The sequence below is a fragment of the Streptomyces sp. NPDC036822 genome, assembly GCF_055609145.1.
Genome location: NZ_JBVJPY010000007.1, coordinates 129,385 through 152,357, shown reverse-complemented (window position 1 = coordinate 152,357; position 22,973 = coordinate 129,385). Strand labels below are relative to the sequence as shown.

The window sequence follows — 22,973 nt, the reverse complement described above, 5'->3', positions numbered from 1 at the left end:
AGGGTCTCCACGCAGGTCACAGCGGTGGACCGCTCGACGCGGGGTCACCAGCGGGGGACCCGCGGTGTGGTCCACCCCGGATGCGCCACCCGCATCGCGGCCGCGTCGTCGCGCTCGCGCATCGCGCCGTCGTCCTCCCGCCAGCGGCGGTGGAGGGCCGCGAGGCTCTCCCGGTCCAGTTCGACACCGAGGCCGGGTGCGTCGGAGACCGCGAGCCGGCCCTCACGGAAGACAGGGCGGGTGGTGACGACGTCCTCGGTCTGCCACGGATAGTGGGTGTCACAGGCGTGGTGGAGGTCGGGGAGGGTGGCGGCGACCTGCGTCATGGCGGCGAGGCTGATGCCGAGGTGCGTGTTGGAGTGCATCGACAGGCTGACGCCGTACGTACGGCAGAGCGCGGCGAGTTCGCGGGTGCGGTGCAGGCCGCCCCAGTAGTGGTGGTCGCAGAGGACGATCCGCACCGCGTCGCGGGCGAGGGCCTCGGGCATCTCCTCGAAGGTCGTGACGCACATGTTGGTGGCGAGCGGCACGTCCGTGCGGGCCGCGACCTCGGCCATCGGCCCCGTACCGCTCGCGGGGTCCTCCAGGTACTCGAGGACGTCCTTCAACTCCCGCGCGACGGCCAGCGAGGTCTCCACGGACCAGGCGCCGTTGGGGTCGAGGCGCAGCGGGCGGCCGGGGAACTCCTCGGCCAGGGCCCGGATCGCGGCGATCTCCTCCTCGGGCGGGAAGACGCCGCCCTTGAGCTTGAAGGACCGGAAGCCGTACGCGCGGTCGAAGCGACGCGCCTGCTCGACGACGCCGGCCGGGTCGAGCGCCGCGCCCCACTCGTCGGTTCCGCCGTCGCCGGGGTGGGCGCCCCAGCGGTAGAAGAGATAGGCGCTGTACTCGACGGAGTCGCGGACCTTGCCGCCGAGCAGGGCGTGGACGGGGAGGCCGAGGGTCTTCCCGAGGGCGTCCAGGCAGGCCACCTCGAAGGCCGAGACGACGGAGAGCCGGAGCTTGTCGGCGGTCTGGACCCCGCGCAGACCACCGGCGTCGACCCGGTCGTCGGCGGCGCGTGAGTCACCGCACACCAGCGCGGCGAGCGAGAAGAGTCCGTTCACGTCCGTGACCGATCGGCCGGGAAGTGCTTCGGCGAGCGGTCGCGCCAGGTCGAGATAGGCGCTGTCTCCGTACGTCTCCCCCAGACCGGTGACCCCTCCTCGCGTGACCACTTCCACGATGAGCCGGGGCGTGAAGGGCTGATGGACCCCCTGCGTGTTGAGCAGGGGAGGGTCGGAGATGAGGATCGGGGTCAGCCGGACTTCGTCGACGAGCATCCCAGAATTCATATGTGAACTCTATTCATGAATCGGACCGCCGGGCCAGACCCGCGCCCGCATTTCCGATCTCACCCTGGACGACATACCGACTGGTCGGTCATCATGGGCGCCGACCCCTCGACCGCCTCCGGAGGTACGTACGATGAGCTCAGCCCCTCCCCCGCAGTCTCCGACGCGGGAGGTACCACCAGGTCTCGACCCCGGGCGGCTGCGCGGGTTCCTCGACCGCGAGCGCCCCGGACTGGTGGCCGGCCCGCTCACCGCCCGGCTGATCGAGGGCGGCCGGTCCAACCTCACGTACGTCGTCACCGACGGCACCGGCCGATGGGTGGTGCGCAGGCCCCCGCTCGGCCACGTCCTGGCCACCGCGCACGACATGAAGCGCGAGCACCGCGTGATCACCGCGCTGCACCCGACGGCGGTACCGGTCCCGGAGACGGTCCTGCTCTGCGAGGACGACAGCGTGCTCGGCGCGCCGTTCTACGTCATGGAGTTCGTCACCGGAACGCCGTACCGCTCGGCCGACCAGCTCGCGCCGCTCGGGGCCGAGCGGACCCGGGCCGCCGTCCTCGGTCTGGTCGACACCCTGGTCGACCTGCACGCCGTCGACCCCGACGAGGTGGGTCTCGGCGACTTCGGGCGTCCCGAGGGCTTCCTCGACCGCCAGCTGCGCCGCTGGGGCAAGCAGCTCGACGCCTCCCGCAACCGCGATCTCCCCGGCATCGACGAGCTGCACGCCGCCCTCGGCCGGGACCTGCCCCGCTCCTCCGCCGCCACCGTCGTGCACGGCGACTACCGCCTCGACAACGTCCTGATCGGCGAGGACGACCGGATCAAGGCGGTCCTCGACTGGGAGATGTCCACGCTGGGCGATCCGCTGACCGACCTCGGTCTGCTCGTGATGTACAGCGCGAGGCTCGACCTCCCCCACTCCCCCGTCAGCACCACCGCGGCCGCGGCCGGGCACCCCTCGCCCGGCGAACTGATCGAGCGCTACGCCGCCCGCTCGGGCCGCGACACCTCCGCCATCTCCTGGTACACGGCCTTCGCCTGGTTCAAGCTCGCCGTGATCCTGGAGGGCATCCACTACCGCTACACCCTCGGCCAGACCGTCGGCGCCGGCTTCGACCGCATCGGCGACCTCGTCCCCGTCTTCATCGAGCACGGCCTCACCACCCTCCAGGAAGGCTGACCCGCCATGGACTTCGCATTCGACGCGCGCACCGAGGAGCTGCGGGCGAAGCTGCTCGCCTTCATGGACGAGCACGTCTACCCGGCCGAGCCGGTCGCCGAGGAGCAGCGCGCGCTGCTCGCCTCGCCGTGGGACACCCCCCAGGTCGTCGAGGACCTGAAGGCCGAGGCGAAGCGACAGGGCCTGTGGAACCTCTTCCTGCCCGACGCGGAGTACGGGGCGGGTCTGACCAACCTCCAGTACGCGCCGCTTGCCGAGATCACCGGCCGCAGCCCCCACCTGGCTCCCACGGCCCTGAACTGCGCGGCCCCGGACACCGGCAACATGGAGGTGCTCGCCCAGTTCGGCGACGAGGCGCAGCGCAAGCAGTGGCTGGAGCCGCTGCTCTCGGGGGAGATCCGCTCGGCGTTCGCCATGACCGAGCCCGAGGTGGCGTCCTCGGACGCGACGAACATCGAGACCCGGATCGAGCACGACGGCGACGACTACGTCGTCAACGGCCGCAAGTGGTACATCTCCGGGGCGATGAACCCCGACTGCAGGATCTTCATCGTGATGGGCAAGACGGACCCGGAGGGCGCGGACGTCCGCCGCCAGCAGTCGATGATCCTGGTGCCGCGCGACACCCCCGGGGTGGAGGTGCGCCGGGCGATGCAGGTCTACGGCTACGAGGACCACTCCCACGGCGGCCACGCCGAAGTGCTCTTCCACGACGTGCGCGTGCCGGCCTCGAACCTCATCGGCGAGGAGGGCGGCGGCTTCGCCATCGCGCAGGCCCGCCTCGGTCCGGGCCGCATCCACCACTGCATGCGCCTGATCGGCATGGCGGAGCGCGCCATCGAGCTGATGTGCCGCCGCGCCGTGTCCCGTACGGCCTTCGGCAAGCCGATCGCCCAGCAGGGCGTCGTGCAGAACTGGATCGCGGACGCCCGCGTGACCGTCGAACAGCTGCGGCTCCTCGTCCTCAAGACGGCCTGGCTGATGGACACCGTCGGCAACCGCGGCGCCCACACGGAGATCCAGGCCATCAAGATCGCGACCCCCCGTGCGGTGGTCGACATCCTGGACAAGGCGGTCCAGGTCCATGGGGCGGGCGGGGTCTCGCAGGACTACCCGCTGGCCGAACTCTGGGCCGCGGCACGGACGCTGAAGCTGGCGGACGGGCCGGACGAGGTGCACCAGCGGTCCCTGGCGCGCCGGGAACTGAAGAAGTACCTGTAGTCGCGATCCCGTTCAGGGAAGCCGCAGGCAGAGGACGCCGGTGACGGTGTGGACGGCGAGCCGCTCGTCGTCCACCCACTCCAGGTCGCGCACCGCGCAGCCCAGGGGGATGCGGTGCAGGACCTCGGGCGGTTCGCCGCCCGGCCCCGGGACGAAGTGGGTGAGGAACCCGTCGGCGGTGGCCGTCAGGACGGTGGGCCGCCCCCGTCGGGTCCGGAGCCTCAGGACGGCGACCCGGGCGGAGTCGGGCCGCCGCACCGGCTCGGGCGGGCGACGGTGCTTGCGCTTCGTCCCCGGCGGTTCGAAACGGGTGCGGACGACCAGCTCCTGGCGCGCGGTGAGGTAGCCGACGACCGGGCCCTCGGGCCACAGCCCCACGTCGTGGACGAGGTCGGGTGTGTGCACCTCCTCCCAGTGGTCGACCCTGACGTGGTCGACGGTCCGGCCGGCGAGCGACTCGACCATCAGCATGTACGTGAGCGGACCGGGTGCGATGCCGCCCTGGTCCCCGCCGTCGCTGTCCGTGGGAAGCCGGCCGGCCACGGCCACCAGGACGTGGTTCCCGGCGGGGACGACGCGCGGCGGCCGGAGGTACAGGAGCGGCAGCGACGTCCCTCCCACGAGGGCGCCGGCCGGATCGCACAGGACCACGGACTTGTCCGGGTACTTCCCCGCCACCACCACCAGGTGCAGGGCGTCGCCCAGCAGGACGGGCCAGTGTGCCTTCACGACGGCGAGGCGGCGGGACGGCGACGCCATCGTGGCCCCGGCGTCCCACAGGGCCGCCTCGGCCCGCCTTCCGGGGCGCAGACGCACCAGGGGCGCTCCGGGCGTGGCGCTGACCCGTTCGGTGTCCATGGCCTCGGCGCGCAGTTCCGCTCCGCTTCCCGCGTCGAGCACGCGCACCAGGAGGCCGCGGCGGGCGGCCACCACGGGCCGTCCGCCGCTCGTGCCGACCACCATGGAGGCGTCCGCCGCCGCGTCGTCCACGTCACCGGGGGTGAGGCTCCAGGACTTGGCGGACGCGGCCTCGGTCCCGAGGGAGATCAGCTCCAGGCCGTCCGGCCCGCGTCCGGCCGGCATGAGATGGCGGACGGGAGCGTCCACCCGCACCGCGGCGGCCGTCGCGCCCCGCTCGTCGCGCGCGAGGACGGTGTCCCCCGTGCCGTAGAGGCACCACAGTCCCTCGCCGTCCGGCGCGTCGGGGCAGATGCGCAGGGCCGGTGCGCGATCCTCTCCGTCCGCCCATTCCAGGACCCGCGGCCCGCCCGTCTCCCGCACCACCGGACGTCCGTCACGGGGCGCGAACCGGGCGTTCCGCGTCGCGGCGGCCAGCGTGCCGCCGTGGAGGGCGAGGGCGGAGAGCCGGCGTCCCTTCAGGACGTGCGTCCAGGTCCGCACCGTCCGCCACCCGTCCGGCTCGACCTCCCACACCGTCAGCCGGACTCCTCTGAGGGAGGACACCTCACCGTGACGCCCGGCTCCGGCCGCGACGAGCACGCCGCCGTGCGCGTCGAGGCCGACGGCCAGCCGGGCCGCCCGCCACGGCTTGCGGCGGCGGCCCTCGGTCAGCCGGGCGAGCACCCGGTCCCCGGTCGTGTCGTGCAGGGTGACCGCGCCCGTCGCGTCGAGGGTGACGGTCACGCACCGGCCGTCCACGGCGAGCAGCGCGCAGTCGACGGGCGCCGCCCGGCCGTCGGCCTCTCCCTCGCCGTCGAGTGCGACCGCACCGATGAGATCCCGCTTCTCCACGTCCCACACCCAGATGTGGGTCCGGGTCCGCAGGGCCGTCCAGGGGCGCCCTGCGCAGTCGTGGACGCCGGTCACCTCCCCGATGTCCCCGGGCAGCAGGCCGAGTCTGCGGCCGTCGGCACAGTCCCAGACCGTGACCGGGCCGCCCGTCTCGGCCGTCACGAGGAAGCGCCGGCCGTCCGCGGTGGCGACGACGGCGGCGCCGGCGACCGGACCGTCGAGGGTGCCCAGCGTGGTGTAGGGCACGGGTGCGACATCGGCCCAGAGGGCGTCCCAGGGGAGCGCGGGGTGCCGGTCGCGGACGGCGCGCGCGAGGGGCCCGGCACCGGACTGGAGGGCGGAAAGGCGCAGCCGGGCGGCGCGGGTGCCGGGGTCGGCGGGGGTACGGAGGAGGGCGGCACCGTGGTTGAGCGTGCGCGCCGCGTCGGCGGCCGGTCCGGACCCGGCGCGGTTCAGGACGCGTAGCAGGGCGGTGGGCTCGGCGGTGAGCAGATAGCCGGGGTCGAGGGCGAGCGTGTCGAGGAGGTCCGTCCCCTCGGCGTGCGCGGCGAGGTGGTGCCGTACGTAGGGGGGTGCGGCGGCCCAGTCACGGATGGCGCCGCCGGTGGCGGTGGGGAGATCGGCGACGCGCTCGGGCGCTCCGGCGGCGGGGAGGCCGGAGCCCTGGGGCGCATCGGCGGCGGGGAAGGCGGCGGATGCCGCCGGCCCGGCGGTGGTGGGGAGGCCGGAGGCCTCGGCCGGCCCGGTGCGGGGGACGAGGGCGTGGAGGGCGCGGGCCGCGCGGGGGCGGGCGTCCGGGTCCAAGGTGGCGGCGAGCGCGTCGGCGTACGACTGGTGGTAGAGCCGGTAGACGGAGCGGCCGGCGTCGTCGAGGTCCTCCACGAGGTGTTCCCCGGCGGCGCCGATGATCCACTCCAGGTCCTGCCAGGTACAGGACGCCGCGCCGAGCGCCCCGGCGACCGCCCGCCACACCTCGTCAGGCGGCAGCCCGCGCCCCTCGGCGAGGGCGAGCGCGCCGAGGAGGGCGAGGCCGCGTTCCCGCCGGTCGCCGAGCCGGCGCCGCACCACCCGCAGGAACGTCTCGCCGGGCGTCTCCCCCATGACCGGCACCGCGTCCCGCCACTCGGGGTCGGTCACGTCGATCCGCCGGGGCAAGCGGCCCAGGTAGCGGGCCGCGATCCGGGCGGAGAGGAAGCCGCCGCGGGCCCGGTCGGCGATCTCCCCGGCCACGGCGGCGGCGGTCGGGTCGTCGTACGGCCCCGTGCTGCCGGGCCCGTCGGGCGCGAGGAGCAGCTGCCGGGCGTACTGGACGACGTCCTCGCGCGTCGCGTCGAGGGTGTCGTCGAGGTCGAGGACGGAGAGGTCGTCGCCGAACGCGTCGAGGACGTGGCGCCGGGCGCCGACCAGCAGCCGGACGCAGGGCAGACGTACGAGGGGGACCAGGAGCGTCTCGGCGATCCGGCGCGCCTCGGCGTCGTCGCCCTGCGCCTCCCCCGCCTCGTCGAGCGCGTCGACCAGAACGTGCAGCGGCTCCCGGCGCCCGGCGAGTGCCGCCAGGAGGTCCGGCGGGGTGGTCACGGTCAGCCCGGCCGCGTCGGCGATTCCGGCGACGACGTCCTCAAGGAAGCGGTGCCGGGCGTGGATCGCCGTGTGGACGGGCGCCGTCGACGTGGCGGCGGCCGAGCGCAGCAGCAGTCGGCCGAGGAGCGCGGACTTGCCGACGCCGGGGCTGCCGGTGACGACGACACCGCGCGTCGGGAAGCCGTCGCCGCGCTCCAGCCAGCCGGTCAGGCGGTCGAGTTCGACGGTCCGGCCCACGAAGTACGAGCCCGCGCGGGCGCCCTCGCCCCGCTCGAAGCCCCGGCCGCGCGGGGCGAAGTGGTGCTCCAGGTCGGCGCGTCGGCGCTGTCCCTCCGGGCCGAGCCTGACCTCCAGTTCGGCCAGGTCGGACTCGTCGTACCGGGCCTCGGGGCGGTAGCCGGTGTTCTCGAAGGAGAAGAAGGCGTATCCCTCGGTCTCGACGTGGGCTCGGGCGGTCTGGCGGACCCTCGCGCTCCGGTAGATGTCGTTGACGGTGTCGACGACCTGCTCGACCGAGAGGTACCGCTGCTTGTGGGAGAGGGAGAGACGGGCCAGAGCGGTCTCGAGCGCCGAGGCGAAGACCATCGAGGCGGCGGACTCGTCCGCGCGGGCCACGGCGATCACCGCGAAGTCGGTGAGGCGGCGGCCCCCGGCCGCGCCGTGGCGCAGGCCCGCCCGCAGCGACTCCGCCACGGCGGCCGCGTCCCTGCCGCCCCGTCCGGCGTCGCAGGTGTCGATCACCAGCAGGAGCCGTTCGGTGCCGGATTCGAGGATCCAGCGGGTGAGGTCCTCGGCGGCCAGCGCGGTGCCGGCCGGGCGCTCGGCATGGCTGTCGCGGCAGAGGAGGTAGTGGCGGTCCCCGCCGTCGATGCCGTGGCCGGTCCAGTAGAGGACGACGGCGTCGTCGGCGCGGTCGGTTCGGTAGGCCCAGTCGAGCAGCCGGTCCTTCAGCTCGCCCGTGGTCGGGTCGACCATCCGCTCGTCGAGCCGGTAGCCCAGGCCGCCGAAGAGCCGGATGGCGGCGCTGGTCTCGTGCGGCGCGAGGAGGAGCGGGGGGGCGTGGTCGTAGGCGCCGTTGCCGACGACGAGCAGCCTGCGGGCGACATCCGCGCGCGTCCGTGCCGCGCCGCCCCCGCCCGCCCCGTCCATCCGGCTTTTATACCCCGCAGGCGGGCGCACGGTCAGGGGATCGGCCGGGCTCGGCCGGAGGGTCGGTCAGGGGCTGACGAACGGCTGGTGTTCGGCGAGGGCCAGGGAGCGGACGAAGCCGGTCAGGCGCAGGCCGGCCCGGGCGAGCAGGCGGGTGAGCGGTGCCCGGGAGGGTCCGTACGCGGCGCTCCAGAGCCGGGGTACACGGTCCATACCTCCACCGTGAACCCGTTGCCCCGGCCGGTCCACCGCAGGGCGGCGGACCGGCCCGGCGTCACGGCCGCAGGGCCCGCAGCAGCAGGTCGGCGAGCTGGTCGGCGACCTGCTGGGGGGTGAGCGGGCCGTCGGGGCGGTACCAGGTCGACAGGTGGTGGACGGAGCCGAAGTGGTAGTCCACGACCAGGTCGGCGGGGGTCGCGGTGGAGAACACCCCGGCCTGCTGGCCTTCCTCGATCAGCGCGCGGAAACGCTCGTGGTAGCGGCGCCGCTCGGCCCTGACCTGCTTGTTCTTCTCGGGGCTCAGGTGGTGCATGGAGCGGAAGAAGATCGACGCGTCGTCGAGGTTGTCGATGGTGGTGACGACGACGTCCGCGGCGGCGTCGCGCAGCCGCCGCTCGATGGGGGCGTCGGCGTCCGCGAAGGCGTCGAGCCGCTCCTGCTGGAGGCGCAGCACCCGGGAGTAGACCTCCTGGAGGAGGTCCTCCTTGGAGCCGAAGTAGTGGTACAGCGCGCCCTTGGTGACGCCGGCCGCCTCCACGATCTCCTGGACGGAGGTGCGGTCGTAGCCCCGCTCCGCGAAGAGCCGGGTGGCGGCGGCCAGCAGCCTCTGGGGGACGGGGGTGCCGCTCCCGTCCGTCGTCCTGGCCATGCGCCGCCGCCTTTCGCTCGTGCTCGTCGTCATTTCGGGGAACGCAGTTCCCGCCTGAGGATCTTCCCACTTGTCGTCTTGGGCAGCTCCGTCAGGATCTCGACCTCGCGCGGGTACTTGTACGCGGCGAGCCGCTGCTCGCAGTAGGCGGACAGTTCGGCGGGGTCGGCGCTCGCGCCCGGGCGCAGGCTGACGTACGCCTTGACCGTCTCCCCGCGGTAGGGGTCGGGCAGCCCCACGACCGCGGCCTCGCGGACGGCGGGGTGGGTGTAGAGGACGTCCTCGACCTCGCGAGGCCAGACCTTGAAGCCGGAGGCGTTGATCATGTCCTTCTTGCGGTCGACGACGTACAGCCAGCCGTCCGCGTCCATGAAGCCGATGTCACCGGTGCGCAGTTCGCCGTCGGGGAAGGTGGCGGCGGTCGCCTCGGGCATCCCCCAGTAGCCGGGGACGACCTGGGGGCCGCTGACGGCGATCTCGCCCTGCTCGCCCAGGGGCACCTCGGCGCCGGTCTCGTCGAGGACGCGCACGAGCGTGTCGGGTCCCGGGACGCCGACCGAGAGGGTCCCCGAGGCGGGGTCGACGGGCGCCTCCTTCTCCGGTGGTACGGCGGCGCAGGGCGCCGTGCACTCGGTGAGGCCGTAGCCGTTGCGGATGTACGGGCCGAATCCCGCGCGGAACTTCTCCACGAGGGCGGGCGGCAGGGGTGCTCCTCCCGAGGAGATGACCAGGAAGGAGGAGAAGTGGTCGCGGGTGGCGCCGGGGTGGGCGGCGAGCGCCATGAAGGCGGTGGAGGGGCCCACGGTGTAGGCGGGGCGGTGCTCAAGGAAGGCGTCGAGGACGGCCCCGGCTTCGAAGCGGTAGGCGAGGACGAGGGTGCCGCCGTTGGCGAAGCAGGCGGCGAGTTCGCAGACGAGCCCGGTGATGTGGAACAGCGGGGCGAGCGCGAAGTAGCCGGCTCCCGGGGGGACGGGGTGGCCGGTGCGCTGGCGCTCGGCGTTGTACATCACGCCCCGGTGCAGGTTGAGCGCGCCCTTGGGGGTGCCGCTCGTACCGGAGGTGTAGCTGATCAGGGCGACGTCGTCGCCGTCGAGGTCGCGGTCACGGGGAGCGGCGTGCCCGGCGCGGGCCACGGCGAGCAGGTCGTCCGTCTCGGTGGGTACCCGGTCGAAACCGAGGACGCGCGGGTCGTCGCGGGTCTGGAGGTCGCGCTCGCAGGCGGTGAGCGTGATCCGTACCGGGGAGTCGGCGGCGGTGTCCCGCAGATGGCCCACCCAGGCGCGGTCGGAGCAGACGAGGGCGAGGGCGCCGGAGTCCCGCAGCGCGTGCGCGACCTCCCCCGCCTTGTACATCGGGTTGATCGGGACGACGGTCGCGCCGGCCTTCCAGGCTCCGAGCAGGGCGAGCACGAAGTGGGGGCTGTTCTGGAGCATGATCGCGACCCGGTCGCCCCGCTCCACGCCGTGGGCGGCGAGATGGCCCGCGACGGAGTCGGACAGGGTGTCGGTCTCGCGGTACGTCAGGCGCCCGTCGAAGTAGGCCAGGGCCGGGTGGTCGGGGGTGCGGACGGCGGTGGCCCGGAAGGCGTGCAGCACCGTGGGCGGCGGGGACATCGGCGCCCGCTGGGCCTCGCTGAGCTGGGACAGCCACGGCATGGCGGCGTACGGCGAGGGGGTGCCGGAGCCGGCGGGGGCCGGCCGCCCCTCGATGAGGTCGTCGCCGGTCACGCGCGCTCCCCTTCCCACTTGCGCTGGAGGTGGTTCATGTTGCCCAGCCAGCGCTCGGGGTCGGTGGCACGGGCCCGGTAGTAGTCGGCGACCTCGGGGTGCGGCAGGACGAGGAAGCGGTCGGCCTCCATGGCGTCGAAGAGGGCGTCGGCGACGTCCTCGGGCTCGATCGCGGTGGGGGCGAGCACGAGTTCCCCGGCCGATCCGGCGGCCGTGAGCATGTCCGTACGCACGCCCTGCGGGCAGATGGCGTGGACCTGGAGGCCGCGGTGGCGGTAGGTGAGGGAGAGCCACTCGGCGAAGGCGTACGCGCCGTGCTTGGAGACGCTGTAGGGAGCGGCGCCGACCATGGTCAGCAGGCCGGCGGCGGAGACGGTCGAGACGAACCGGCCACTGCCGCGCTCCAGCCAGTCGGGGAGCAGGGCCCGGGCCGCGCGGACGTGGGCCATGACGTTGACGTCCCAGGCGGCGGCCCATACGGCCTCGTCGGCGAAGGCGTCGCCGGGCGAGGCAAGCCCCGCGTTGGCGCACCACACGTCGACGGTGCCGCCGAGCACGTCGCGGGCCTCCTCGACGATCGCGGAGGCGTCCCCGGCGACGGCCGTGGCACCGATCTCCTCGGCGACGGCCTTGGTCCGGCCGGGGTCCAGGTCGTTGACGACGACCCGCGCGCCCTCGGCGGCGAACCGGCGGGCGAGGGCGGCCCCGATGCCGCCTCCCGCACCCGTGACGACCACTCCAGCGCCCTGCACCGTACTCATCGGGACCCGCCTCTCCGTGACGACAATGCCAGCAGACTAACCAGTCGGTATGTTGCGGGGGAAGCCCCTTTCGGCGGGCGGTCGCGGCGCTCTCCTCCGCACGCCTCGTTCCCCGGGACCGGTGTGCGCGCTAGCGTGCGTGGCCATGTCAGGAAAGCCGATCAAGGAGGTTTCCGCATGAGCCTGTCCAGACGGGGTCTGCTGGCCGCCGGGGGTGCGCTGGGGGCGGGCGCGGTCGCCGCGCCCGCCGCGTCCGCCACGCCCGCGCACGGAGACGTCGGCCGCCGACGGGTCCGCACCGGCTTCGAGCGGCTGGCCGCCGACGGGTACGGGATCCTCGACGGCCGCCGGGTCGGGGTCGTCACCAATCCGACCGGGATCACCTCCGACGTCCGGCACATCGTCGACGTGATGCACGCCGACGACCGGGTGGACCTGCGGGCCGTCTTCGGCCCCGAGCACGGCTTCCGGGGGACGGCGCAGGCGGGCGGCTCCGAGGGCCGGCACGACGACCCGGCGACCGGGCTGCCCGTCTACGACACGTACCTGAAGAGCGGGCAGCCGCTCGCCGACGTCTTCACCGCCTCCGGCGTGGACACGGTCGTCTTCGACATCCAGGACGTGGGCGCGCGCTTCTACACCTACATCTGGACGCTCTACGACTGCATGGTGGCGGCGGCGCTGGCCCGCAAGCGGTTCGTGGTCCTGGACCGGCCGAACCCGGTCACCGGGCGGGCGGCGCTCGGCCCCGTGCTCGACCGGGCCTTCGCCACCTTCGTGGGCCGTGAGCCCATCGCGCAGGCGCACGGCATGACGGTGGCCGAGCTTGCCCGGCTGTTCAACGGCGAGTTCCTGGCGACGCCGGTGGAGCTGGAGACCGTCGGGATGTCCGGCTGGCGGCGCACGGAGTTCTTCGGGGCGACCGGGCTGCCGTGGGTGCCGCCCAGCCCCAACATGCCGACGCCCGACACCGCGCTCGTCTACTCCGGCACGTGCCTCTTCGAGGGCACCAACCTCTCCGAGGGGCGGGGCACCACCCGCCCGTTCGAACTGCTGGGCGCGGAGGGGATCGACCGCCGGTGGGCGGAGGCGGCCAACGCGCTGGAGCTTCCGGGCGTGCGGTTCCGCGAGGCGTACTTCGCCCCCACCTTCTCCAAGTTCCAGGGCAGGACGGTCGGCGGGGTGCAGCTCCAGGTGCACGACCCGGCCGCGTTCGACCCCGTGCGCGCCGGGATCGGACTGCTCGTCAGCGCCAAGCGGTCGTGGAGCGGATTCGCCTGGCGACCCGACCACTGGATCGACAAGCTGACGGGGTCGACCCGGGTGCGGACCCTGATCGACGCCGGCGCGGACACGGACGAGGTCGTGGGGGCGTGGGCCGCGGACCTGGCCGCCTTCCGTGCCGTACGGAAGGAGTACCTGCTCTACCGCTGACGGGGCCCCTGGAGGTGCACGGCACCCGGGCCCCCGTACGGCCCGCTCCTCACCTGCCGTGAAGTCCCGGCCGCGCCCGCGCCGGACGTCTGGCCGTCCCTCCGCGTGGGCACAATGCCCCTGGAGCAGCGCACCTCGACGCGGAGGGACGGGCCTGGCCATGGCCGGAGCGACGGTGGAGCCGTACCGGAAGATCACCTTCGACAAGGACGGCGACGGCGCGGCCGGGCAGCGCGAGGCCCTCGCGGGCCTGGCCTCCCGGGGGGTCACGGATCTGGTGGTGTTCGCCCACGGGTGGAACAACTCCCCCTCCGTGGCCGCCCGGCTGTTCGAGGCCTTCTTCGCTCCCTTCCCCGGCGTGCTGCGGCCCGGGGCGCGGGTCGCGTACGTGGGTGTGGTCTGGCCCTCCGTCATGTTCACGGACGAGCCGGTCCCCGACTTCGAGGCCGTGGCGGCGGCGCACCCCGGCAAGGAGGCGGCGGTGGAGCGGCTCGGCGTGCTGCTGCGGGAACAGCCGGAGGACGAGGCCGCCTTCACCGAGTTCGGCGAGTTGTTGCGGGAGTTGACCGGGACCGGGTCGGCGGCGCGGCACCTCTCGGCGGCGCCGGACGGGTCGGACGTGCCGGACTTCCTGCTGGGCGACCCGGTCGCCGTCTGCGCGATGTTCGCCGACGCCCTGGAGGAGGCGGCCGGGCCGGGAGGCGTGCCCTCACCGCGCGAGGGGGCGTCCCGGGGCGGCCTCGGGCGGTACTGGAAGGGGGCGCGTGAGGCGCTGCGCCAGGCCACGTACTACACGATGAAGCGCCGGGCCGGCACGGTCGGCGAGCGCGGGCTCGGCCCCCTGATCGGCGCACTCGCGCGCTCCTCCCCCGGTCTGAGGCTCCATCTCGTCGGGCACAGCATGGGCGCTCGGCTCGTCGCGTTCGCCCTGCGCGGGCTGCCGGCCGGGGCGGACAACGTGAAGTCGGTGACGCTCCTCCAGGGCTCCTTCTCGCATTACGCGTTCGCCGCGAGCCTTCCGCACGATCCGGGCCGCGGCGGGGCGCTGCGCGACCTCCAGCGGCGCGTCGACGGGCCGGTGGTCGCCTGCTACTCCCGCCACGACACCGCCCTCGGGGTGTTCTATCCGCTGGCCTCCCGGCTGGCCCGGGACGCCGCGTCGCTCCTGGGCGGCGACAAGCGCTGGGGGGCGGTCGGCCACGACGGCATCCAGGCGGTGCGGGGAACGGTCGCCCTGACCCTGGCGTCGGCGCTGGCCGGCTCGATGCCGGCGTCGGGGTGCGTCAGCGTGGACGCGGCGCAGGTGGTCGGGGAGCACAGCGACATCTGCCACCCGGAACTGGCCCGGCTGGTGGCGCTGGGGGCCGGCATCGGGCGGTAGCCCCGGGCCGTCCGCCGACCGGCGGTGGCGCCCGGAGACGCCGGCCGGACGGCGGGGCGGGCGGGGGCCGACCGCTCCGGGCGGGCCGGGCCCGCGGGTTCGGGCCCGGCGGCGGCGCCGAAAGGGCTTTCCCGGGCGGTCATGCGCGTCTGACGGGGCGAAATCACGCCATTCGTACGGGGGACGGGCCCCGTCGGACACGGCGGGATCGCCCCTGCCCCCGCCCGCCCCCGTTGGCCGCGATACGGGGGGCGACCTGCGCACCTGGGCCGCGTACCCGGTGACCGCGCACGGCACCCGGCCCCGGTGCGGCCGCTCCGGACCCTGGTCGACCAGGGTGCCGTGGGCGGCCCTCGGGAAGGCCGCCGGGTGTCTCGTATGGGCCCCGTCGAATTTTGGATGGAACAGGACGGGGCACTCGTTCGTCCATCCCATAACGTCCTTGACGCCGAAGTACGAGCGACGGAGGTGCGGAGCGATGGCCGGTTTCCGAAGTCTTGCGAGACAGGTACGCGATCCCCGGTGCGACACGGCCCTGCGGAGGTACTCCCTGCGCAAGTGCCTGGAGCGGTTCGCCCCTTACGGGCACCGCGCGACCTGGGACCACCTGTGCCGTCGGCACAGGTTCGGCCCCGAGGACCGGGAGCTCGATCCGGGGCGGCTGGTGGCCGCGCTCGAGGAGTTGGAGGAGGCGCGGGCGGTATGGCTCGCGTACGAGCGGGAGTTCGCCGATCGTCGGCGGCGGGAGAAGCACGACGGACTGCGTCGGCCCGGCGCGCTCGACGACTGGCACCGGCGGACCTGGGGCGGCAACGGCGTGGCGCGCTGCGACGACCCGGCGGTCCACCCGTCGGAGCCGCTGGCCGAGGTGCTGCGGCGGCTGATCACGGCGCTGGAGTCGGATCCGGGCGAGCGGTGCCCGGTGTGCGCCGGGCAGCGGATCGAGTGGCGGCCCGACCTGGACGACGAGCCGTGGTTCGGACCGGTGTGCGGGGAGTGCGGTGTGGTCGTCCCGCGGGCGGTCCTCACCTCCCGGGCACTGGCACGGGCACGCGGTGAGTCCTTGCCCCAGCTGGCCTCGGTGGCCTAGGTCGCCTTCGCGCGTGCTGCCGGACGGGGTCGCCGGCCCGAGGGGGACGCGGAGTACGCGCGAGGCCGCCGGGCTCCGGCGGGGCGGCGCGAGCGGTCGCGGCAGGGACGCACCGCGCCTGCCGGACGGCGGCGCGGGGGGACGCGCCGGGCCACCGAGGACCGCATCATGACGGAACGGGCACGCTAGCAGAGCCGAAAACGGTTCGCCCAGGGGAATTCGGCACCGGCACAGTGGCCGGTGATGACCACTCCACCTGAGCGACCGGAGAACTGACATGTCGACGCTGCGCGTCACCGCCGAACTGCTGACCGCCCACGCCCATCCCAACGCCGACGCCCTCGAACTGGCCCAGGTGGGCCTCTACCGGGCCGTCGTCGCCAAGGGCGCGTACCTCAGTGGCGATGCAGCGATCTACATCCCGGAGCAGGCCGTGCTCCCCGCCGCGCTCGTCGAGGAGCTGGGGCTGACCGGACGGCTCGGGGGGAAGGCGTCGGACCGGGTCAAGGCGGTACGGCTGCGCGGCGAGTTGTCCCAGGGGCTCGTGTGCCGCCCCACGGCGCTCGCGCATGTGGACCTGGAACGGGCGGCCGCCGAAGGGACCGACTTCGCCGAGGTGCTCGGGATCACGAAGTGGGTGCCGCCGATCCCGCCGACGATGAGCGGGGACGTGGAGTCCGCGCCCGAGCTGCTGCCCTGGGTCGACATCGAGAACCTCCAGCGCTATCCGGGGATCTTCGAGCCCGGCGAGCCGGTGGTGCTGACCGAGAAGCTGCACGGCACGGCCTGTCTGATGACCTACACCGCCGAGGACGGCCGGGTCCAGGTCTCGTCCAAGGGGTTCGGCGCCAAGGGCCTGGCCCTCACGGAGGACCCGCGCAACCTGTACTGGCGGGCGGTCCTCGGCCACGACGTCCCCGCCGTCGCCGCACGCCTGGCCAAGCGCCTGGGCGCGCGCCGGGTGGGACTGTTCGGCGAGGTGTACGGCTCCGGGGTACAGGACCTCGGCTACGGCGCCGACGCCCGTACCCCGGGCGTCGGTTACGCGGTCTTCGACGTCTCCGCCGAGATCGACGGCCAGGTGCAGTGGCTGGACCCGGCCGCCGTCCTGGAGCCGGGCGAACTGCCCGTCGTACCCCGGCTGTTCGAAGGACCGTACGACCTCGACACGGTGCTCGGCCTGGCCAGCGGCCGGGAGACGGTCTCGGGGCGCGGGCTGCACCTGCGCGAGGGCGTCGTGATCCGCCCGGCGACCGAGCGGTACAGCCCCGTCACGGGCGGCCGCGCCATCGCCAAGGCGGTGAGCCCGGCGTATCTGACGCGCAAGGGCGGCACCGAGTTCGAGTAGGGGGAACGCCCTGGACACGGGCGTGAGACCAGGGGCCCGCCCACGGGGGTGGCGGGCCCCTTTCCCGTCCCTCGGCCCGCCGTCCGCCCCTTCCCCGTCCGCCCCTTCTCCGTCCGCGCCTTCCCCGTCCGCGCCTTCTCGGCTACTCGTCCGCCGCCGGCCGGCGCTCGGCCATCAGGCGCGAGCCCGTCATGCGGCGGCCGAAGACGTCGTCGGGGTTGGACAGCACGCAGGTCTCCAGCGACAGGCACCCGCAGCCGATGCAGTCGCTCAGATGGTCCCGCAGCCGCCCGAGCTGGGTGATCCGCTCGTCGAGTTCCGTGCGCCAGGCCGCCGACAGGCGCGCCCAGTCCTCGTGGGTGGGCGTGCGCTCCTCGGGTAGGGCGGCGAGCGCGGTCCTGACCGTCGCCAGCGGGATGCCGACGCGCTGCGCCGCCCGGATGAAGGCGACCCGGCGCAGGGTGTCGCGGCCGTACCGGCGTTGGTTCCCGCTGGTACGACGGCTGGTGATCAGCCCCTTGGACTCGTAGAAGTGCAGGGCGGAAACGGCGGCCCCGCTGCGCGCGGACAGCTGACCGACGGTGAGCTCGTGGATCTTCTCCGGAATCTGTGGCACCCCTCGCACCCTACTTGTGGGTCCCGTTCGTCCGTTGACAGGAGCCCACCCACCCCCACATGCTGAGCAAGCGCTTAGACATGGGTACGAGAAGGGACGAGGAAACATGGCAGAGCCGAGGATCTTCACCTCCGCGGAGGAGCTCCGCGCCGCCGTCGGCGAGCAGCTGGGCCACAGCGAGTGGCTGGAGATCGAGCAGAAGCGGATCGACCTGTTCGCCGACGCGACCGGTGACCACCAGTGGATCCACGTGGACCCGGAGCGGGCCGCGGCCGGTCCGTTCGGCACGACCATCGCGCATGGCTATCTGACGCTCTCGCTGCTGCCGGCGCTCGTCCCGCAGATCATGCGCGTCGAGGGCATGAAGATGGGCATCAACTACGGCACGGAGAAGGTCCGTTTCCCCTCCCCCGTCCCGGTCGGCTCGCGACTGCGCGCCGGCGCGGTGCTGACGAAGGTCGAGGAGGCCGGGGGCGGCGTACAGGTGACCGCGACGGTGACGATCGAGCGCGAGGGCGGCGACAAGCCGGTCTGCGTCGCCGAGTCGGTCTCCCGCTACTACTTCTGAGCGCCGACCATCCGCAGCACGAGGTCGGCGTAGAGCGCGCCGACCTCGTCCGGCGTCCTGCGGCCCTGGACGTTGAACCAGCGCGAGACGTCGATGCAGAGCGAGAGCACCGCGACGGTGGTGCCCGCGACGTCGGGGACGTCGAACTCCCCGGCCGCCACGCCCTCGTTGATGATCCGGCGCACGGCCGCGTCGGACTCGCGGCGCAGGGCGACGATCTCGGTGCGGTGTTCGGGGCCGAGCGCGTCGAGTTCGTACTGGACGACGCGCGCGGTGGTGTGCCGCTCGGCGTGCCAGCGCACGAAGGACCGTACGGCGTCGGCGAGCCGCTCCCCGGCCGTGCCGTCGCCGTCGGCGGCGACCCGGAGGATCTCCAGGGCCCTGTCGTGGCCGATGCGGCTGATCCGGTGGAGCAGCTCTTCCTTGGTCTTGTAGTGGATGTAGAGCGCGGCTGGGCTCATCCCGGCCCGGCCGGCGATGTCACGGGTCGTGGTGGCGTGGTAGCCGCGCTCGGCGAACGCCTCGACGGCCGCCACCAGCAGCCGCCTGGCCGCTTCGGGCGTGACCTCGCCCCACGGCACGTCCTCGCCACCGGGCGTCTCCTCCGTCGCGTCCGCCGCGCTCATCGTTCGCCCCTTCTCCAGCCGTCAGGACGAACACCATACAACGAAGCTGAGCAAGCGCTTAGAGCCGCGGTCCTCAGAGCTTCTGGAAGGGGTCGTGCTCGGCGAGGAGCTTCTCGAGCCGCGCCTGGTCGACCCGGCTGACGATCTGGCCGGCCTCCTGGCGGTCGCGGACGACCTTGGCGAGCGTGAAGGCGGACGTGGTGAGGTAGAGGACCGCGATGGCGAGGAAGGACCGCACCCAGGCGTCGGCGTCCAGATGGAAGATGCCGATGCCGACGGCCGCGAGGGCGAGCCCGAAGGAGAGGACGGCCTGCAGGTAGTAGGCCGCCGTGTTCTGCTGCTTGACCGGTGTGTCGCTCATGGGGACAGCATCGGGCGGATGTGGCGGGCACCACATCCGCCCGGATACTCAGTCGAGGTACTCAGAACGCCGAGACACCGGTGAGCGCTCGCCCGATGATCAGCTTCTGGATCTGGCTCGTGCCCTCGTACAGGGTCATGACGCGGGCGTCGCGCAGGAGCTTCCCGACCGGGTACTCGTCGATGTAGCCGTAGCCGCCGAAGACCTGCAGGGCGTTGTTCGCCGCCCGGACGGCGGCCTCGGAGGCGTACAGCTTGGCCTTCGACGCGGCGGTGGCGAAGTCCTGGCCCCGGTCGACCAGATCCGCGACGCGCCAGGTCAGCAGCCGGGCAGCGTCCACGTCGACGGCGATGTCGCTGATCAGCTCCTGCACCAGCTGGTAGGAGGCGATGGACTTGCCGAACTGCTCGCGCTCCCCCGCGTAGCGCACGGCGGCGTCGAGCGCGGCCTGCGCGATGCCGACGCAGCCGGCGGCGACCGACATGCGCCCCTTGGCGAGGGCGGACATGGCGATGGCGAAGCCCTTGCCCTCCGGCCCCATCATCGCGTCGGCGGGAACCCGGACGCCCTCCAGGACCAGTTCGGCCGTCGCCTGGCCGCGCAGGCCGAGCTTGCCGTGAATGGTGCGGCGGGTGAGGCCGGGGGTGTCCGTGGGGACGAGAAAGGCGGAGACGCCCTTGTGGCCGGGGGTGTCGTTGGTCCGGGCGAAGAGGAGCACGACGTCGGCCCAGGTGCCGTTGGTGATGAACATCTTGGAGCCGTCGAGGACGTACGAGTCCCCGTCACGGACGGCCCTGGTGGCGAGGGAGCCGGCGTCGGAGCCCGTGCCGGGCTCGGTCAGACCGAAGCAGCCGACGGCGTCGCCGGCGGTGAGCCGGGGCAGCCACCGCCTCTTCTGCTCCTCGCTGCCCCAGGCGGCGATGGTCTTCGCCACGAGGCCGAGCGAGACGGAGACGATCCCGCGCACGGACGAGTCGCCGCGCCCGAGCTCCTCGGTGACCAGGCAGTACGCGAGGTGGTCACCGCCCGAGCCGCCGTACTCCTCGGGGACGGTGAGACCGAGGAAGCCGAGCGCCCCGAGCTTCTTCACGATCGACTTGTCGACGTTCTCCGCGCGGTCCCACTCCACGGCGTGCGGGGTGACCTCGCGCGCGACGAAGTCCTCGGCGAGCTGCCGTACGGCTTCCTGCTCCTCGCTCAGCTCCAGATTCACGGTGCCACCCCACTCGGTTTAATTACCACTGCTAGTTTTTATCGGCACGCCTACTATGTGCGCCATGGCCCGACCGCGCAAGCCCCTCCTGAGCAGAGACCGGATCGTCGAGACGGCGAGCGCTCTCGTGGACGCGGAAGGGCTCGCCGCCCTCTCCACACGGCGGCTCGCGGCCCAGCTGGGCGTGAGCGGACCGTCGCTCTACAACCACTTCCGCACGAAGGACGAGATCCTCGACGCCGTCGCGGACGCGGTCAGCGCGAAAGTCGACCTGTCGATGTTCGACGAGGACGACGACCGCGACTGGCGTACGGCGCTGCAGGCGTGGGCCGCCTCCTACCGCGCCGCGCTCGCCGACCACCCGAACATCGTCCCCGTCCTGGCCCAGGGCCCCGGCCGCCGTCCGGCGGGCCTGCGCGTGGCGGACGCCGTCTTCGGCGCGATGGTCCGGGCCGGCTGGCCCCCGGCCCAGGCGACCTACATCGGCGCCCTGATGCGCTACTTCGTCACCGGCTCGGCGCTGGGCTCCTTCGCCCGCGGCTTCGTCGACGACGAGACGGCCTACGACCCGGCGGACTACCCCCACCTCGGCCAGGCCCACCTGCTCGCGGAACACCGGCAGAAGGTCGACGAGGGCGCGTTCGACACGGGACTCCGGGCGCTGCTCGACGGACTGTCGCTGCAGTACGCGGCGGGCGTACGGGGAGCATGGGCCAAGCAGGAGACGACGAGCGGCTCGTAGCGGCGGCCCGGGCGGGGACGCGGAAGCGGTCCGCACCCCGCCGGAAGCGGCGGCCCGGGCAGGGCGCGGAAGCGGTCCGCACCCCGCCGGAAGCGGGGACCCGGGCAGCACCGCCGCCCGGGCCGGTGCTCGGACGCGGTCGCCAGCGCACCGTGCCGCTCCGCCACCATGGCGGACCGGGAGAGCGTTCGGCCCGCACCGAAACGTGGGTACGGCACCCTGGTGCCATGCCCGCCAAAGACCTCGCCGCCCTCGCGGCTCTCCTCGCCGACGAGACCCGCGCCGCCTTCCTCCTCGCGCTGCTGGACGGGCGGGCCTGGACGGCCGGGGAGCTCGCGCGGCACGCCCGCGTGGCGGCGTCCACCACCAGTGAGCACCTCGGGAAGCTCGTCGCGGGCGGCGTCCTCGCCGAGGAGCGGCAGGGCAGGCACCGCTACGTCCGCCTGGCCGACTCCGGCATCGCCCACCTGGTGGAGGACCTGGCCGCCCGCGCCGAACCCGTGCGGCGGGACCCGCCCCGCACCCTTCGGGCCGCGAGCGCCGGGCACGCGATGGCACGGGGGCGGACCTGCTACGACCACCTCGCCGGGCGGCTGGGCATCACGATCACGGACGCCATGACCGATCGCGGCCTGCTCCGCCAGGACACGGGGTTCGCGCTCACCGACCCGGGCCTGCGGTGGTTCGGCGAGCTGGGCATCGCGCTGGAACCGACGGGGCGGCGGCCCGTCGCACGGGCCTGTCTCGACTGGACCGAACGGAGACCGCATCTGGCGGGGGTCGCCGGCGCGGCGCTCTGCCGTCACGCGCTCGACACGGGCTGGTGCGTACGGATCGGGTCGGAGCGCGCCGTGAAGGTCACCGCCACGGGGGAAGAGGCGCTCCGGGACGCCCTCGGCATCGAGCCGGAGAGAATTCGGTGAGCGCCGAAGCGTCCAGGCCCTACGGTCAGCCCATGACCAACTCCCCCGCCCCCACCTCCCGCCTCGCACTCGCCGCCGCCGGCGTCACGGTCGTCCTGTGGGCCTCGGCCTTCGTCTCCATCCGCAGCGCCGGCGCCGCCTACTCCCCCGGCGCGCTCGCGCTGGGGCGGCTGCTCGCCGGGGCCGTCGTCCTCGGATGCGTGCTGCTGATACGGCGCGAGGGGCTGCCGTCCCGGCAGGCCTGGCCGGGGATCCTGATCTCCGGACTGCTCTGGTTCGGCGTCTACATGGTGGTGCTGAACTGGGGCGAGCAGGAGGTCGACGCCGGCACGGCCGCGATGGTCGTCAACATCGGCCCGATCCTGATCGCCCTGCTCGGAGCCCGCTTCCTGCACGAGAAGCTGCCGCCCCGGCTGCTCGCGGGCATGGCCGTGTCGTTCGCGGGCGCGGTGGCCGTGGGCCTCTCCATGTCGGGCGAGGGGCACGCCTCGGTCCTCGGCGTGCTGCTGTGCCTGCTCGCGGCGATCGCGTACGCGGGCGGGGTCGTCGCCCAGAAGCCCGCGCTGGCGCACGGCAGCGCCCTCCAGGTCACCACCTTCGGCTGCCTGGTGGGCGCGGTGGGGTGCCTGCCCTTCGCCCCGCAGCTGCTCGACGAGGTGGGACGCGCCCCGCTTCCGGCGACCCTGAACATGGTCTACCTCGGTGTCTTCCCGACCGCGCTCGCCTTCACGACCTGGGCGTACGCCCTGGCCCGGACGACCGCGGGGCGCATGGGCGCGACGACGTACGCCGTACCGGCGCTGGTCGTGGTGATGGCGTGGGTGTTCCTCGGCGAGCTGCCGGGGCTGCTGACGCTCGCGGGCGGCGTGCTGTGCCTGGCGGGCGTGGCGGTGGCCCGGTCCCGGCCGAAGGTGCCGAGGACGGTGCCTGCGGCCGGGAGCGCCGACACGGCCCCGGAGGCCCCGGAGAAGGTCTGACGCCCGAGAGCCCCCGGCCGCGCGCGCCCACAGGACCGGTGGTGGAAGGGCCTAGGGGGGGGGTGGGATTGATTCGGTCGGGGAGGAAAGTGCGCAGGGCAAAGCAGCCATCATCCAC

General features: G+C 73.8%; 20 protein-coding genes. 10 read left to right on the top strand and 10 right to left on the bottom strand.

The window, feature by feature from the left end:
• Positions 1-44 precede the first annotated feature (44 nt).
• Positions 45-1,334: a glucarate dehydratase family protein gene (locus ACZ68P_RS18725; RefSeq protein ID WP_471007406.1), complete on the bottom strand. Its 1,290-nt coding sequence runs from the start codon at positions 1,332-1,334 to the stop codon at positions 45-47.
• Positions 1,335-1,467: 133 nt separating this feature from the next.
• On the opposite strand from ACZ68P_RS18725, the gene ACZ68P_RS18720 reads away from it, so the two are divergent.
• Entirely contained in the window at positions 1,468-2,517 is a 1,050-nt protein-coding gene (locus tag ACZ68P_RS18720; RefSeq protein ID WP_471007404.1) for a phosphotransferase family protein, read from the top strand.
• A 6-nt stretch (positions 2,518-2,523) separates the two neighbouring features.
• A complete protein-coding gene (locus ACZ68P_RS18715) occupies positions 2,524-3,738 on the top strand; it encodes an acyl-CoA dehydrogenase family protein (protein WP_471007402.1) in 1,215 nt (404 codons plus the stop codon).
• Between the two features lie 12 nt (positions 3,739-3,750).
• On the opposite strand, the gene ACZ68P_RS18710 is transcribed toward ACZ68P_RS18715, so the two are convergent.
• From ACZ68P_RS18710 to ACZ68P_RS18690, 5 genes are all read right to left on the bottom strand, one after another.
• Positions 3,751-8,220 (bottom strand): AAA family ATPase, encoded by a 4,470-nt coding sequence (locus ACZ68P_RS18710; protein ID WP_471007400.1) that lies wholly within the window; start codon positions 8,218-8,220, stop codon positions 3,751-3,753.
• A gap of 66 nt (positions 8,221-8,286) precedes the next feature.
• Entirely contained in the window at positions 8,287-8,433 is a 147-nt protein-coding gene (locus tag ACZ68P_RS18705) for a hypothetical protein (protein WP_365719183.1), read from the bottom strand.
• Positions 8,434-8,494: 61 nt separating this feature from the next.
• On the bottom strand, positions 8,495-9,088 hold the full coding sequence (locus ACZ68P_RS18700) for a TetR/AcrR family transcriptional regulator (protein ID WP_365719185.1): 594 nt from the start codon (positions 9,086-9,088) through the stop codon (positions 8,495-8,497).
• Positions 9,089-9,117: 29 nt separating this feature from the next.
• Positions 9,118-10,743 carry an AMP-binding protein gene (locus ACZ68P_RS18695; RefSeq protein WP_471007735.1) on the bottom strand — a complete coding sequence of 542 codons (1,626 nt, stop codon included), beginning with the start codon at positions 10,741-10,743 and terminating at the stop codon, positions 9,118-9,120.
• A 68-nt stretch (positions 10,744-10,811) separates the two neighbouring features.
• Positions 10,812-11,576 carry an SDR family oxidoreductase gene (locus ACZ68P_RS18690; RefSeq protein WP_471007398.1) on the bottom strand — a complete coding sequence of 255 codons (765 nt, stop codon included), beginning with the start codon at positions 11,574-11,576 and terminating at the stop codon, positions 10,812-10,814.
• Between the two features lie 177 nt (positions 11,577-11,753).
• Here ACZ68P_RS18690 and ACZ68P_RS18685 point away from each other — a divergent pair, with 177 nt between their 5' ends.
• The 4 genes from ACZ68P_RS18685 (at position 11,754) to ACZ68P_RS18670 (ending at position 16,829) form a co-directional block, all read left to right on the top strand.
• The gene (locus ACZ68P_RS18685; RefSeq protein WP_471007395.1) at positions 11,754-13,010 is read left to right on the top strand and encodes an exo-beta-N-acetylmuramidase NamZ family protein; all 1,257 of its coding nucleotides are present in this window, start codon (positions 11,754-11,756) and stop codon (positions 13,008-13,010) included.
• A gap of 160 nt (positions 13,011-13,170) precedes the next feature.
• Positions 13,171-14,391: a serine-threonine protein kinase gene (locus ACZ68P_RS18680; RefSeq protein ID WP_471007392.1), complete on the top strand. Its 1,221-nt coding sequence runs from the start codon at positions 13,171-13,173 to the stop codon at positions 14,389-14,391.
• 478 nt (positions 14,392-14,869) lie between these two features.
• A complete protein-coding gene (locus tag ACZ68P_RS18675; protein WP_471007390.1) occupies positions 14,870-15,481 on the top strand; it encodes a hypothetical protein in 612 nt (203 codons plus the stop codon).
• Between the two features lie 277 nt (positions 15,482-15,758).
• Complete coding sequence (locus tag ACZ68P_RS18670) at positions 15,759-16,829, top strand: RNA ligase (ATP) (RefSeq protein ID WP_471007388.1); 1,071 nt, start codon at positions 15,759-15,761, stop codon at positions 16,827-16,829.
• 142 nt (positions 16,830-16,971) lie between these two features.
• Here ACZ68P_RS18670 and soxR read toward each other — a convergent pair whose 3' ends face one another.
• Complete coding sequence (gene soxR / locus ACZ68P_RS18665; RefSeq protein WP_471007386.1) at positions 16,972-17,445, bottom strand: redox-sensitive transcriptional activator SoxR; 474 nt, start codon at positions 17,443-17,445, stop codon at positions 16,972-16,974.
• Positions 17,446-17,551: 106 nt separating this feature from the next.
• Between soxR and ACZ68P_RS18660 the strand changes: the two genes are divergently transcribed.
• Positions 17,552-18,013 carry a MaoC family dehydratase gene (locus tag ACZ68P_RS18660; RefSeq protein WP_471007382.1) on the top strand — a complete coding sequence of 154 codons (462 nt, stop codon included), beginning with the start codon at positions 17,552-17,554 and terminating at the stop codon, positions 18,011-18,013.
• Here ACZ68P_RS18660 and ACZ68P_RS18655 read toward each other — a convergent pair.
• From ACZ68P_RS18655 to ACZ68P_RS18645, 3 genes are all read right to left on the bottom strand, one after another.
• Positions 18,004-18,639 (bottom strand): TetR/AcrR family transcriptional regulator, encoded by a 636-nt coding sequence (locus tag ACZ68P_RS18655; protein WP_471007381.1) that lies wholly within the window; start codon positions 18,637-18,639, stop codon positions 18,004-18,006. The two genes, ACZ68P_RS18660 and ACZ68P_RS18655, sit on opposite strands and share 10 nt — an antisense overlap.
• Positions 18,640-18,712: 73 nt before the next feature.
• Positions 18,713-19,000: a YiaA/YiaB family inner membrane protein gene (locus ACZ68P_RS18650; RefSeq protein ID WP_471007379.1), complete on the bottom strand. Its 288-nt coding sequence runs from the start codon at positions 18,998-19,000 to the stop codon at positions 18,713-18,715.
• Between the two features lie 61 nt (positions 19,001-19,061).
• The gene (locus tag ACZ68P_RS18645; RefSeq protein WP_471007376.1) at positions 19,062-20,213 is read right to left on the bottom strand and encodes an acyl-CoA dehydrogenase family protein; all 1,152 of its coding nucleotides are present in this window, start codon (positions 20,211-20,213) and stop codon (positions 19,062-19,064) included.
• A gap of 64 nt (positions 20,214-20,277) precedes the next feature.
• Here ACZ68P_RS18645 and ACZ68P_RS18640 point away from each other — a divergent pair, with 64 nt between their 5' ends.
• The 3 genes from ACZ68P_RS18640 (at position 20,278) to ACZ68P_RS18630 (ending at position 22,855) form a co-directional block, all read left to right on the top strand.
• Positions 20,278-20,955 carry a TetR/AcrR family transcriptional regulator gene (locus ACZ68P_RS18640; protein ID WP_471007373.1) on the top strand — a complete coding sequence of 226 codons (678 nt, stop codon included), beginning with the start codon at positions 20,278-20,280 and terminating at the stop codon, positions 20,953-20,955.
• 227 nt (positions 20,956-21,182) lie between these two features.
• Positions 21,183-21,878, top strand: coding sequence for an ArsR/SmtB family transcription factor (locus tag ACZ68P_RS18635; protein ID WP_471007370.1), 696 nt, complete (start codon positions 21,183-21,185; stop codon positions 21,876-21,878).
• Positions 21,879-21,910: 32 nt separating this feature from the next.
• The gene (locus ACZ68P_RS18630) at positions 21,911-22,855 is read left to right on the top strand and encodes a DMT family transporter (RefSeq protein WP_471007366.1); all 945 of its coding nucleotides are present in this window, start codon (positions 21,911-21,913) and stop codon (positions 22,853-22,855) included.
• Positions 22,856-22,973 lie beyond the last annotated feature (118 nt).